Annotated in this window: 12 protein-coding genes; 8 read left to right on the top strand and 4 right to left on the bottom strand. The window is 60.7% G+C overall.

Going from position 1 to position 12,722, the window contains the following annotated elements:
• Nucleotides 1-156: 156 nt before the first annotated feature.
• Nucleotides 157-960, top strand: coding sequence for a winged helix-turn-helix domain-containing protein (locus ACORQT_RS06595; protein ID WP_164057416.1), 804 nt, complete (start codon nt 157-159; stop codon nt 958-960).
• Nucleotides 957-1,472 carry a hypothetical protein gene (locus ACORQT_RS06590; RefSeq protein ID WP_047025645.1) on the top strand — a complete coding sequence of 172 codons (516 nt, stop codon included), beginning with the start codon at nt 957-959 and terminating at the stop codon, nt 1,470-1,472. Before ACORQT_RS06595 ends, ACORQT_RS06590 begins: the two co-directional genes overlap by 4 nt.
• Nucleotides 1,473-1,527: 55 nt before the next feature.
• Here the strand turns inward: ACORQT_RS06590 and ACORQT_RS06585 are convergent, their stop codons facing one another.
• The 3 genes from ACORQT_RS06585 to ACORQT_RS06575 all read right to left on the bottom strand — a co-directional run bounded on the left by ACORQT_RS06585 (nt 1,528) and on the right by ACORQT_RS06575 (nt 5,857).
• Nucleotides 1,528-2,451 carry a DUF7916 family protein gene (locus ACORQT_RS06585; RefSeq protein WP_069100130.1) on the bottom strand — a complete coding sequence of 308 codons (924 nt, stop codon included), beginning with the start codon at nt 2,449-2,451 and terminating at the stop codon, nt 1,528-1,530.
• Nucleotides 2,452-2,526: 75 nt separating this feature from the next.
• Nucleotides 2,527-4,824 carry a beta-glucosidase BglX gene (bglX, locus tag ACORQT_RS06580; protein ID WP_164057417.1) on the bottom strand — a complete coding sequence of 766 codons (2,298 nt, stop codon included), beginning with the start codon at nt 4,822-4,824 and terminating at the stop codon, nt 2,527-2,529.
• A gap of 112 nt (nt 4,825-4,936) precedes the next feature.
• Nucleotides 4,937-5,857 carry a LysR substrate-binding domain-containing protein gene (locus tag ACORQT_RS06575; RefSeq protein WP_164057418.1) on the bottom strand — a complete coding sequence of 307 codons (921 nt, stop codon included), beginning with the start codon at nt 5,855-5,857 and terminating at the stop codon, nt 4,937-4,939.
• Nucleotides 5,858-5,975: 118 nt separating this feature from the next.
• Between ACORQT_RS06575 and ACORQT_RS06570 the strand changes: the two genes are divergently transcribed.
• Both ACORQT_RS06570 and ACORQT_RS06565 read left to right on the top strand, forming a co-directional pair.
• The gene (locus ACORQT_RS06570; RefSeq protein WP_444859342.1) at nt 5,976-7,130 is read left to right on the top strand and encodes a methionine aminotransferase; all 1,155 of its coding nucleotides are present in this window, start codon (nt 5,976-5,978) and stop codon (nt 7,128-7,130) included.
• A gap of 34 nt (nt 7,131-7,164) precedes the next feature.
• Nucleotides 7,165-7,944: an ABC transporter substrate-binding protein gene (locus tag ACORQT_RS06565; RefSeq protein WP_033633826.1), complete on the top strand. Its 780-nt coding sequence runs from the start codon at nt 7,165-7,167 to the stop codon at nt 7,942-7,944.
• A gap of 34 nt (nt 7,945-7,978) precedes the next feature.
• Here the strand turns inward: ACORQT_RS06565 and ddlA are convergent, their stop codons facing one another.
• Complete coding sequence (gene ddlA, locus ACORQT_RS06560; RefSeq protein WP_015377061.1) at nt 7,979-9,082, bottom strand: D-alanine--D-alanine ligase; 1,104 nt, start codon at nt 9,080-9,082, stop codon at nt 7,979-7,981.
• A 168-nt stretch (nt 9,083-9,250) separates the two neighbouring features.
• Here ddlA and ACORQT_RS06555 point away from each other — a divergent pair, with 168 nt between their 5' ends.
• From ACORQT_RS06555 to ACORQT_RS06540, 4 genes are all read left to right on the top strand, one after another.
• Nucleotides 9,251-9,454 carry a ParD-like family protein gene (locus tag ACORQT_RS06555; RefSeq protein ID WP_006324220.1) on the top strand — a complete coding sequence of 68 codons (204 nt, stop codon included), beginning with the start codon at nt 9,251-9,253 and terminating at the stop codon, nt 9,452-9,454.
• Nucleotides 9,451-10,245 (top strand): type I methionyl aminopeptidase, encoded by a 795-nt coding sequence (gene map, locus ACORQT_RS06550; protein WP_033642282.1) that lies wholly within the window; start codon nt 9,451-9,453, stop codon nt 10,243-10,245. Before ACORQT_RS06555 ends, map begins: the two co-directional genes overlap by 4 nt.
• A gap of 126 nt (nt 10,246-10,371) precedes the next feature.
• Nucleotides 10,372-12,078 carry a D-lactate dehydrogenase gene (gene dld, locus ACORQT_RS06545; RefSeq protein WP_164057420.1) on the top strand — a complete coding sequence of 569 codons (1,707 nt, stop codon included), beginning with the start codon at nt 10,372-10,374 and terminating at the stop codon, nt 12,076-12,078.
• A gap of 217 nt (nt 12,079-12,295) precedes the next feature.
• Complete coding sequence (locus tag ACORQT_RS06540; protein WP_023447580.1) at nt 12,296-12,721, top strand: PAS domain-containing protein; 426 nt, start codon at nt 12,296-12,298, stop codon at nt 12,719-12,721.
• The last annotated feature ends 1 nt before the right edge of the window (nt 12,722 follow it).

Below are 12,722 nucleotides of genomic sequence, written 5' to 3'. Positions count from 1 at the left end.
AACCTAATATTATAAAACTGGCGACATCCGTACGTTTGAACTTTCGCCAAAAATTTCACAACATGAAAAAATCGCCATCATCTTGACGGGTGAAAAATAATAGATGACTCTGTCCTCGCTAAATTTCGCCGTCGCTATAAGGGCAAGCAGCACATTATGGAATACGTCATTAATCAGATGATTATTTTCTCACCTGCCGAACGCGCATTGTTCATCATCAATGAACGGGAATCTTTTATGCCGTTATCTAACCCTGCCACCCGCTTGTTGTTAGAGTTGGTTACCCATCATAAAGAGATGCTCACCCGCAGGCATTTGATGCAGCGGGTCTGGGAAGATAATGGTTTTGTGGGTTCAAACAATAATCTGAATGGTTGCATCAGTGAGATAAGAAAAGCGTTTGAATCGCTGGCGCTGGATCCGCAAATCATTATTACCATCCCCAAACTGGGGTTCATTCTTGAAGCGGAAATTACCTCATGCGAAAACATGCGCTCACCGGAAAACCAAAAAGCGGTTATTCCCACCCTGTTGACCCGGGCCGGCGCACTGTTAAAACGGCGTGGGAATATCTGCCAGGCAAATAAAGCGCCCCTTGCCGCAGCATTGATGATGATTGCGTGCTTTAGCCTCGTCTGCGCTTTATTGTGGTTCAACCGGCCGGTTCACGCGTTCAAAAACGCCAGGGTCGATTTTTTTTATCGCCATGAGCAGTGCAACGTTTTTACGTTGGAAACCGCCGCGCTGAACGACCGGCGTGAAACGCAAGCGCAAATTGCCGCTGCATTGAAAGCTGAAGCGACCGACTGCGGCACAACGCCCGCCGATCTGTTCTACACCAAAATCGCCAACCCCAATCTTCCTTTTCAGGTCACCTTCATCGCCATCTGCAATCTGGCGCAACCCGGTCAATATGGCCGGTGCCGCACGATCAAAAACACCGACGGTATGACGCCATGAACAAAAAAACACGCTTTATCGTCGGCTTGTTATTGCTGATGGCGCCCCTGGCAAGCCAGGTCGCCCAGCTGTCGCACCATCCTAAAACCTTACTGCGTTGCGAAGCGGAGATCACCGCGCGCAACCGCTATGGCCCAGCCATGGAGCCCGCCGCGGTTTTAAAAGCAAAGATGTATTTTTTCCTCTACCACAACGGCACTGGCTTTATCAGACTCAATGGCTTTATCGAGCGACAAGAAAAGACCTATGTGCTGAACCGCGAACTTCACTATGTGTATGACACCCCCGGCGATGAGGCGGCTGAAGAGGATGGCGGCGGCGATGGGTACACGCTGCGATTCGCCGCCGACCGTAAACATGCCGGAGATACGGTTCCCGCCCCCCTTTGGGCGACCTTTTTGCAGTCGGAAGATCCCCGAATCTCCTACCATGTCGCCATCGAACACGTACTCGGCAACCTGTATGTGGTCAGTACGCTTCAAAGCCCGACCTTTGTCTGCCGGCGTTATTAGGCTATGCGTTGCGAGTGTTGCCTATCGGAAGAAAAGCCCGCAAGCGGCAGCCATTTCAGCGGTTAATTGAACGCGCCATGCGGCTGTAGGTGTGGCGCACGCCGCGAATCGCCACGCTGTAGGCGAAGATGTTTTCCGGCAGCGCCAGCCCCAGAAAGCCGGTATCGCCGATATGGTGCAGGTCCGCGCCGGCCATTTTGCTCATCAGCGCAATCTGCCGCACGGTCTGCACGTCGGCCCCCTCTTGCGAGGTGCCGATCGCCGTCATCGCCAGCGCCCCCTGCCGCTGGGCAAAAGCGATCAGCGCCGCCACTTTCTCCTGCGACATGCCGGGAATGGTGCCCGGCGCCGGCAGCAGCACGATGTCCGCACCGTTCTCCACGAACAGCGCGATGTCCTGCTCGCCGATCAGTTGGCTGCCGCTTTCGCGCACAATGCCGGCGCCGTGCATTTTGCCGGTCACCAGCACCATCTCGTCGCCCACTTCATCGCGGATCGCTTTCAGCGCGGCGGCGATCGCCTGATTGCTGACGCCGTTGTTCGGGTTGCCGGTCAGCACCAGCATGCGCGCGCCGAGCTGATACAGCTTGCGCGCATTCTCGGCGGTGGCGGCGCGGCCCGCCGTCATCTGCCAAAAGTCGTTATGTTCGCTGGCGAAAGCCGGATCGACGGCCTCCAGGTTCACCCCGATCACCCGCCCGGTCAGGCGCTGCAGCGTGCGCAGCGCCTCCTGCGGCGGCACGTCGGCGGGCAGGCCCGCGATATGCGGACGATCGACGTCGAACAGGTTCAACAACAGCAGGTCGGCGCCCTGGCTGGCCGCCAGTTCGGCGTTGGTGACGTTATTGAGCAGCGGCTGAGTGACCGCGATGGTTTCGCTGACCAAGATGCGCCCTTCGCTGGCGCGGATGGCGTAGAGCAGATCGGCTTTGCCGATATCGGCCAGATCGCTGGCGCTGCAGTCCAGATAGCGTTTCATGAGGCAAGCTCCGGTGACGTTAGCGGAAAGGGATGGATGCCCCCTCTCCCACCGCAGTGAAAGAGGGGGAAAAGGTTACTTCAGCGTAAAGCTTTGCGCCTGCACGTTGTCGGAATCCAGGCCGACGAACACGTTGAATTTGCCCGGCTCCGCCCCCCACTTCAGGCTGGCGTTGTAGAACTTCAGATCGTCTTCGCTAATCGGCAGCTCAACCTGCTGCGACTGACCGGCCTTCAGCGTCACTTTCTTGAAGTTGCGCAGCTCTTTCACCGGGCGGCTGACCGACGCGGTGACGTCCTGCAGATACAGCTGCACCACCGTGGCGCCGTCGTACTTGCCGGTATTCTTCAGCGTGACGCTGGCGGTTAACTTGCCGTTGCGCGCCATCGTCGGGCTGGATAACTTCAGATCCGACAGGCTGAAGGTGGTGTAGCTCAAACCGTAACCAAACGGATACAGCGGGCCGTTCGGCGAATCGAAGTAGCGCGAGGTGTACTTGCCCGGGTTCTCCTTGCCGAACGGCCGGCCGGTGTTCAGGTGGTTATAGTACATCGGGATCTGGCCGACCGAGCGCGGGAAGGTCATCGGCAGCTTGCCCGACGGGTTGTAATCGCCGAACAGCACGTCCGCCACCGCGTTGCCGCCCTCGGTGCCGCTGTACCAGATTTCCAGCATCGCGTCCGCCTGCTCGCTCTCCCAGCTCAATGCCAGCGGGCGGCCGTTCATCAGCACCAGCACCAGCGGCTTGCCGGTGGCTTTCAGCGCGGCGATCAGATCGCGTTGGCTCTGCGGGATCGTGATGTCGGCGCGGCTGGAGGCCTCGTGCGCCATGCCCTGCGATTCCCCCACCACCGCCACCACCACATCGGCCTTGTTCGCCGCCTGCACCGCTTCGTCGATCATCTGCTGCGGCGAACGGGTATCGAACGCCACCGCCGGCTCATACTCGTTCAGATAGTCGATGATGCCTTTATCCTGCGTAACGTTGGCGCCCTTGGCGTACAGAATGCGCGCCTTGTCGCCCACCGCCCGCTCCAGCCCCTCGCGCAGGGTGACCGACTGCTTGACCACCCCGGCGGCCGACCAACTGCCCATCACGTCGCGCTGGCTGTCGGCCATCGGCCCGACCAGCGCGATGGTCGCCTGCTTGCTCAGCGGCAGCGTCTGCTTATCGTTCTTCAGCAGCACCATCGTCTTGCGCGCCACCACCCGCGCTTCGGCGCGGTGCAGACGGCTTTCGGCGTTGGTGTCCTGCGGATCGGAACCCGCCGGGCCCAGATGCACGTAAGGATTGGTGAACAGCCCCATGTCGTATTTGGTGTTCAGCACGTCGCGGCAGGCGCGGTCGATATCGCTTTCAGACACCAGTCCGTCCTTCACCAGACCCGGCAGGTATTTGTCGTAGAACTCGTCGCTCATGCTCATGTCGACGCCGGAGGTGATCGCCAGGCGCACCGCGTCGCGCGCGTCGGCGGCCACGCCGTGCTTAATCAGTTCCTTAATCGCGCCGTGGTCGCTGATGGTGATGCCTTTAAAACCCCACTGCTCGCGCAGCAGATCTTTCAGCAGCCACGGGTTGGCGGTGGCCGGCACGCCGTTCACCGAGTTGAGCGACACCATCACTCCGCCGCTGCCGGCGTCCACCGCCGCTTTGTAAGGCGGCAGATAGTCCTGATGCATGCGCAGCGGGCTCATGTCGACGGTGTTGTAATCGCGGCCGCCTTCGACGGCGCCGTACAATGCAAAGTGCTTAACGCTGGCCATCACCGAGCCGGGTTTGGCCGGATCGCCGTTCTGGAAACCGTCGACCATCACCTTGGCGATTTTCGAGACCAGCCAGGTGTCTTCGCCGAAGCCTTCGGAGACCCGGCCCCAGCGCGGATCGCGGGTGATATCGACCATCGGCGCGAAGGTCATGTTCAGGCCGTCGTCGCTGGCCTCTTGCGCCGCGACCCGGGCGCTGAGCGCGATGGCTTCCAGATCGAAGCTGGCCGCCAGCCCCAGGCTGATCGGGAACACGGTGCGCTGGCCGTGCACCACGTCATAGGCAAAGAACAACGGGATTTTCAGGCGGCTGAGCTGCATCGCCTGATCCTGCATCACCCGGATATCCGGCCGGGTGACGGTATTGAAGATGGCGCCGATCTGCCCTTTGCGGATCCCCTCGCGGATCGCTTCTTTCGGGTTATCCGGCCCGACGCTGATCAGCCGCAGCTGGCCAATCTTCTCTTCCAGCGTCATCTGCTTCATCAAATTGGACACGAAGGCGTCGCGCTGCTGGGCGTGAATGCCCTGCGTTATCGGCGTTTCCTGCGCAAAAACCGGGCTGAGGGCCAGACCGGACAACATACTCACCACACAAAGCCATTTCATCTTGTTTTATCTCAGGCGTGTTTCCGCCGCCAACGCCGCGGAGTTTAATCGGAGTGAAGAAACAGTTTGCCACACTCTGTTTCATCGCCAAGGGAATTCGCATCGCTAATGTTTACAAAGCATTACAGGTTATCGGCAGGTAATTCTGCAGCCGGGCGCGGCTGTCGGCGGCCTCCGTCGCCAGAAAATCGATCAGCGCGGTTAACGTCGGCGGCGCCACCGTGCGTTCAGGATAGACCAAATAATAGGCCGCGCCGCTGCTGACGCAGAGCGGGAACGGCGTTACGATGCGCTGCGCCTGAATATCCTCCTCCAGCAGGCACAGATCGCCGATGGCGATGCCGAATCCCTGCAGCGCAGCGCTCATCGCCAGATCGAGGGTATCGAAATGCTGGGCCTTGCCGGACGGCAACACATCGGCGCCCGCCGCCTTCAGCCAGCGCAGCCAGTCGCGCCGATCGCGCGTCGGGTGCAGCAGGGTTTTGTCCGTCAAGTCCGTCAACCGGGCTGCCGGCGGCAGGAACGTCGGCGTGCAGACCGGCGTGAGGATTTCATCGAACAGCAAGTGCGCGGTCAGCTTTTTACCCGGCGGCCGGCCGAATACCACCGCGGCGTCAAACTGCTCGGTACTGAAATCCAGGCCGTGCGACACCGAGGCGGTCAGCTCGATATGCATGTCCGGCCGTTCATTTTGCAGGCGAATGATGCGCGGCAGCACCCAGCGCATGGCGCAGGTCGGGCATTTGATGCGCAGCGCCCCCGGCGGAGCGGCGGCCCGCGTCAGGGCTTCATCCAACTGCCCCAGCGCCTGCTGTACCGGCGCCAGCAGCTGCGCGCCCTGCGGCGTCAGCGCCAAACCGCGCGCCTGACGGCTGAACAGCGGATAGCCCAGACGCTGTTCCAGCCCGAGAATTTGCCGGCTGACCGCCCCCTGCGTCAGGTGCAGCTGCCGGGCGGCATGGGTAAAGTTGAGGCGTTGCGCCACCACCACAAAGGTTTTCAATACGTCGAGCGACGGCAGGGATATCGGCATAGCGTGCCTCGATTAGGTATGATCGTAGTGCATGGCAAGTATGACAAACTTTCCCTTGTCCGCCTACGCCGCCTGATGCTTAATCGCTCAACACTTCCCTGTTTGCCTGGAGCCCATCATGCAGAGCGCCTGCTCATCCCGCTCGAAGCTGCCGGACGTCGGCACCTCCATCTTCACCGTTATTGGCCAACTCAGCGCCGAACATCAGGCCCTCAACCTGTCGCAGGGCGCGCCCAACTTCGCCGGTGACCCGCAGCTGATCGAGGCAACGGCGCAAGCCATGCGCGCAGGTCATAACCAATACGCGCCGATGAGCGGCGTGGCGACGTTACGTGCTGCTCTGGCGGAAAAAGCTGAACGATTGTATGGCGCGCGCTATGACGCCGACGAAGAAATCACGGTGATCGCCAGCGCCAGCGAAGGGCTGTACTCGGCGATCAGCGCGCTGGTGCATCCCGGCGACGAGGTGATCTATTTCGAACCGGCGTTCGACAGCTATGCGCCGATCGTGCGCCTGCAGGGCGCCACGCCGGTGGCGATCAAACTGTCGCTGCAGGACTTTCGCGTCGACTGGGACGAAGTGGCCGCCGCCATCAACGGCAAAACGCGCATGATCATCGTCAACACGCCGCACAACCCGACCGGCGCGGTGTTCGACGCGCAGGATATCGACCACCTGACCACCCTGACCCGCAACACCGACATCGTGATCCTGTCCGACGAGGTCTACGAGCATGTGGTGTTCGACGGCGATATTCACCACAGCATGGCGCGCTACCCGCAGTTGGCGGAACGCAGCGTGGTCGTGTCGTCGTTCGGTAAAACCTACCACGTCACCGGCTGGCGCGTCGGTTACTGCCTGGCGCCGGCGGCGTTGATGGACGAGATCCGCAAGGTGCACCAGTTCATGGTGTTCTCCGCCGATACGCCGATGCAGCACGCCTTCGCCGCCGCGCTCGCCAACCCGCAGAGTTACCTGGGGCTGGCGGCGTTTTACCAACAAAAGCGCGATCTGCTGGCCAACGCCCTGCAGGATTCGCGCTTTGAGCTGCTGCCCAGCCGCGGCAGCTTCTTCATGCTGGCCCGCTTTAGCGGCTTCAGTCACGAAAGCGACAATGATTTCGCCGTGCGCTTGATCCGCGAAGCGAAGGTGGCGACGATCCCGCTGTCGGCGTTCTACAGCGACGGCACCGATACCGGCCTTATTCGGCTGAGTTTTTCCAAAGATAACGAGACCCTGCTGGAAGGCGCGCGCCGCCTGAGCCAGGTGTAATTTTTTGTCCGACCATGGGAAAGGGGCACTGCCTATGAAAGCTTTGAAAACGCTGTTCGCCGCCGGATGCCTGCTGGCCGCCGGCTCTTCTCTGGCGGCGGAAAACAGCCTGCGCTTCGGTCTGGAAGCGCTGTATCCGCCGTTCGAATCCAAATCCGCCAGCGGCAAACTGGAAGGGTTCGACATTGAACTGGGCGACGCGGTGTGCGCCGCCGCGCAGTTGCAATGCAGCTGGGTGGAAACCTCGTTCGACAGCCTGATCCCGGCGCTGCAGGCGCGCAAGTTCGACGCCATCAACTCGGCGATGAACGTGACCGAACAGCGGCGCCAGGCGATCGCCTTTACCGACGCCATCTATCAGGTGCCGAACCGCCTGATCGCCAAGGCCGACAGCGGCCTGCTGCCGGACGCCAAAGCGCTGGCGGGCAAACACGTGGGCGTGCTGCAAGGCTCGATTCAGGAGATTTACGCCAAAACCCATTGGGCGCCGGCGGGCGTGGATGTGGTGTCTTACCAGGATCAGAATCAGGTGTATCTCGATCTGGCGGCCGGTCGGCTCGACGCCACGCTGGTGATGGCGCCCTCGGGGCAAAGCGGCTTCCTGTCACAGCCGGACGGCAAAGGCTTCGCCTTCGTCGGCGAGGCGGTGCGCGACGACAAGATCCTCGGTGAAGGCATCGCCTTCGGCCTGCGCAAAGGGGATGAGGCGCTGAAGAAGAAACTGGATGCCGCCATCGCCAAAGTGAAACAACAAGGCACGGTGACGGCGCTGTCGAAGAAGTATTTCGGCGATATCGACGTGACGGTGAAGTGATGGACGAGGGCGGCACCGCCGCCCCCTGCCGCGTTTAGCGATCGAACACCGAACTGTTCAGCGCGCGATCCTGCTGGTGGCGCTCCAGCGCCAATTCGATCAGGCGCGTGATCAGCGCCTGGTAGCTGACGCCGCTGGCGGCCCATAGCTTGGGATACATGCTGATGTTGGTGAAGCCCGGCAGCGTGTTAATCTCGTTGATCACCACCTGGTTATCCGGCGTCAGGAACACATCCACCCGCGCCAACCCGAAGCACTCCAGCGCGCGGAACGCCTTCAGCGCCACCTCACGGATGTGGTCGCTCACTTCCGGCGCGATCGCCGCCGGCACCACCACCTGAGCGCCCTGCTCATTGATGTATTTGGTGTCGTAGGAGTAGAAAGCGTCGCTCAGCACGATCTCGCCGCACACGCTGGCCTGCGGATCGTCGTTCCCCAGCACCGCGCACTCGATCTCGCGGCCGACGATCGCCGACTCCACCAGTACTTTATGATCGAAACTGAAGGCCAGTGCCACCGCCGCGTCAAACTCGGCGCGGTTCTCCACCTTGCTGACCCCGACCGACGAGCCCTGGTTGGCCGGCTTGACGAACAGCGGCAGGCCGAGGCGCTCGCTCAGTTGCTCAAACGTGAACCCGGCGCGGTTGGCGCGCGTCAGGGTGACGAACGGCGCCACCGCCAGCCCGGCGTCGCGCAGCAGGCGCTTGGTCACGTCTTTATCCATGCTGACCGCCGAGCCGAGCACGCCGGCGCCGACGAACGGCATATTGGCCATGCGCAGCAGCCCCTGCAGCGAGCCGTCTTCCCCCAGCGTGCCGTGCACGATCGGGAAGATGACGTCGAGCTGGCCCAGCGCGCCGGCGCTGCCCGCTTCGATCAGCTGCTGTTTTTCCTGGCCCGGGATCAGCGCCACGTTCTTGTTCGAGCGGTTCAGCGCGATCAGCGCCGGGTTCTCGGCGTTGAGCAGGTAGTTGGAGGCGTCGTTGATGTGCCACTGCCCCTGTTTGTCGATCCCCAGCAGCGTGACGTCAAACTTCTCTTTGTCGATTGCATCCACAATGTTTTTGGCCGACTGCAGCGACACCTCATGCTCCGCCGATTTACCGCCAAAAATCACCCCAACACGTAGTTTAGTCACGCCTTAAATCCTTCTGAAAAATCATGGCAAAAAAGTCGTTCATCACAATAAACGCATTGCCTGGCGGCGGCAATCGTTGTTGCCAGAATCTTCTTACGCCACAGAATGCCACATCGCGACCATCCAAAGCGTATACACTTCGTATATCGTTCATTTATGGAGACGCCGATGGGCATCGTAAAAATTTCGGACGCGCTGCATGACGATCTGCGCCTCGCCAGCCTGACCATGACGCGTTCGATCAACGCGCAGGCCGAGTACTGGATCAAGATCGGCATGCTGGCGGAGTTCCATCCGGAACTGACCTACCCGCAGCTGGTAAAAAAAATGATGAAAGATAATGCGCTGACGCTGAAGGAGATTGTCGGGTGAAACAGATTGTGATTAAAACGCCGGAAGAGATTGCCAAAATGCGCCATTCCGGCGCCCTGCTGGCTAAAGTGTTTGCTATGCTCGATGAGGTCATCGTCGAAGGCATCTCAACCATGGAGATCAACGACCGCGCCGAGGCGTTTATCGTCGAAGAACTGAAGTCGCGCCCGGCCAGCAAGGGGCAGTATGATTTCCCCTATGTGCTCAACACCTCCGTAGACGACGTGGTATGCCACGGGGTGCCGTCGGCCAGCAAAATCCTGCGTTCCGGCATGATTGTCAACGTGGACATCACGCTGGAAAACGGCGGCTACATCGCCGACTCCAGCAAGATGTACTGCATCGGCCAGGTGACGCCGCTGGCCAAACGGCTGGTGAACAACGTCTATGAATCGATGTGGCAGGGCATTCGCGCGGTGAAACCGGGCGCCACCCTGGGCGATATCGGCCACGCCATCCAGCGCCACGCTGAGCAGGCCGGCTACAGCATCGTGCGGGAGTATTGCGGCCACGGCATCGGCCGCGACATGCACGAAGAGCCGGCGGTGCTGCACTACGGCCAACCCGGCAGCGGCATGGCGCTGCAGGAAGGCATGGTGTTCACCATCGAGCCGATGATCAACCAGGGCGACCGCCGCATCAAGCAGAAGAAGGACGGCTGGACGGTGGTGACACGCGACAAAAAACTGTCGGCGCAGTGGGAACACACCGTAGCGGTCACCGCCGACGGCGTGGAAATCCTGACGCTGCGCGACGAAGAGCGTCGGGCCGGTTACGCCGAACGCTACTAAATCCGCAAGCCATTAGCTTAATAAGCTAATGGCTTGATAAGTTATTTAATTGATAGCCTCTTAGCTGACTGCGCGGCACTCCGGCGCCGCGGTTAAAGCGACGGGGATGACAGGGAGACAGGCAGCATGCAGTCAGGCAATCAGGCGTTTCTCAACCAGCTTAAGGACATCGTCGGCGGCCCGCAGTTGTTGACCGGCGATCGCAACACCGAACGGTATCGCAAAGGGTTCCGCTCCGGCGAAGGCCAGGCGCTGGCGGTGGTGTTTCCCACTAGCCTGCTGCAGCTGTGGCGCATTCTGCAGGCCTGCGTGGCCGCCGATAAAATCGTCATCATGCAGGCCGCCAACACCGGCCTGACCGAGGGCTCAACCCCCAGCGGCAACGACTATGATCGCGATATCGTCATCGTCAGCACCCTGCGCCTCGACCATATTCAGGTGCTGGACAACGGCAAGCAGGTGGTCGGCTTCCCCGGCAGCACCCTGCACCACCTCGAGAAATTGCTCAAGCCCTACGGCCGTGAACCGCATTCGGTGATCGGCTCTTCCTGCATCGGCGCCTCGGTGATCGGCGGCGTGTGCAACAACTCCGGCGGCTCGCTGGTGAAACGCGGCCCGGCCTATACCGAAATGGCGCTGTACGCCCAGTTAGGAGAAGACGGCCAGCTGCGCCTGGTGAACCATCTGGGCATCCGGCTTGGCGACACGCCGGAAGAGATCCTCACCCGGCTGGAAAAAGGCGACTATCGCCCGAGCGACGTCGAATACGGCGAGCTGCGCGCCTCGGATAACGAGTACGCCAGCCGGGTGCGCGACGTCGACGCCGACACCCCTTCCCGCTTTAACGCCGACAAACGCCGCCTGTACGAAGCCTCCGGTTGCGCCGGCAAGCTGGCGGTGTTCGCGGTGCGGCTCGACACCTTCGAGAAAGAGGGCAAAGAGCAGGTGTTCTATATCGGCACCAACGACACCGCGGTGCTGACCGAACTGCGCCGCCACATGCTGAGCCAGTTCGAAAACCTGCCGGTGGCCGGTGAATACATGCACCGCGATATCTTCGACATCGCCGAGGTGTACGGCAAAGACACCTTCATGATGATCGACAAGCTCGGCACCGATCAGATGCCGCGCTTCTTCACCCTGAAAGGCCGCATGGACGCCAGCCTCAACAAGCTGCCGCTGCTGCCGCACAACCTGACCGATCGGCTGATGCAGAGCCTGAGCCATCTGGCGCCGAGCCACCTGCCGAAACGCATGAAGGAATACCGCGAACGTTTCGAACACCATCTGCTGCTGAAGATGGCCGGCCCCGGCGTGGAAGAGGCCCAGCGCTACCTGACCGACTATTTCGCCCAGGCCGAAGGTGCCTTCTTCGCCTGCACGCCTGACGAGGGCAAAAAGGCTTTCCTGCACCGCTTCGCCGCCGCCGGCGCCGCCGTGCGCTACCACGCGGTGCACGCCGACAAGGTGGAGGATATTTTGGCGCTGGACATCGCCCTGCGCCGCAACGACACCGACTGGTTCGAAACGCTGCCGCCGGAAATCGACAGTCAGTTGGTGCATAAGCTGTACTACGGCCACTTTATGTGCCACGTCTTCCACCAGGACTACGTGGTGAAAAAAGGCGTGGACAGCCATGCACTGAAAGAAAAGATGCTCGAGATCCTCAACCGGCGCGGCGCCGAGTACCCGGCGGAGCATAACGTCGGCCACCTGTACCACGCCAAACCGGATCTGCAAGCGTTCTACCGCACCGCCGATCCGACCAACAGCTTCAACCCCGGCATCGGCAAAACCAGCAAACGCAAAGGCTGGGCCGAAGCCCCCCGCTAAACGCCGCACGATCGGCCCGCCGCCCACCCGGCGCGGGCCTCACCGCCCCTGCCCGCCTCGTCATGACCTTTCCGCTTATAAAGATGCATTTTTATTGCAACTTATAAAACTCCCGATTACCATTCATCGCAAATGAGAATTAATTACAAAGCTGTCGTGACGGATACATGACATCCGCCGTGGCATTCACCGCGAACTTAATGAGAAGGAACCTACCATGAGTCAGACCCTCGATTCCGCCCAGCTGTTGGCCGCGCTCGATAAAGTGATGGTGATCTCCACCACCGATCTGCAGGGCACCATCACCTACGTCAACGACCTGTTCTGCCAACTGACCGGCTTTTCCCGGGAAGAGCTGGTGGGCCAGCCCCATAGCATCGTGCGTCACCCTTCCGTGCCGAAAGCCGTTTACAAAGCAATGTGGGACACCATCAAGGCGGGCGGCATCTGGACCGGCATCATCCCGAACGTCGGCAAGGGCGGCGTGCTGTACGTGGTCGACACCACGGTGCAACCGCTGTATGACGCCCAAGGCAATATCGAGGCTTATATCAGCATCCGCCGCGTAATTAACGATCTGATGACCGACTTCGAATCGGTGGAATTCGCCAAAGAACAGTTCGACAACCACTACGACAAGTAAC

The sequence above is a fragment of the Serratia sp. (in: enterobacteria) genome (genome assembly GCF_052400455.1).
In the GTDB taxonomy this organism is placed as follows: domain Bacteria; phylum Pseudomonadota; class Gammaproteobacteria; order Enterobacterales; family Enterobacteriaceae; genus Serratia; species Serratia ureilytica.
Note: the sequence above shows the minus strand (reverse complement) of the source record. Positions and strands in the feature narration are given on the sequence as shown.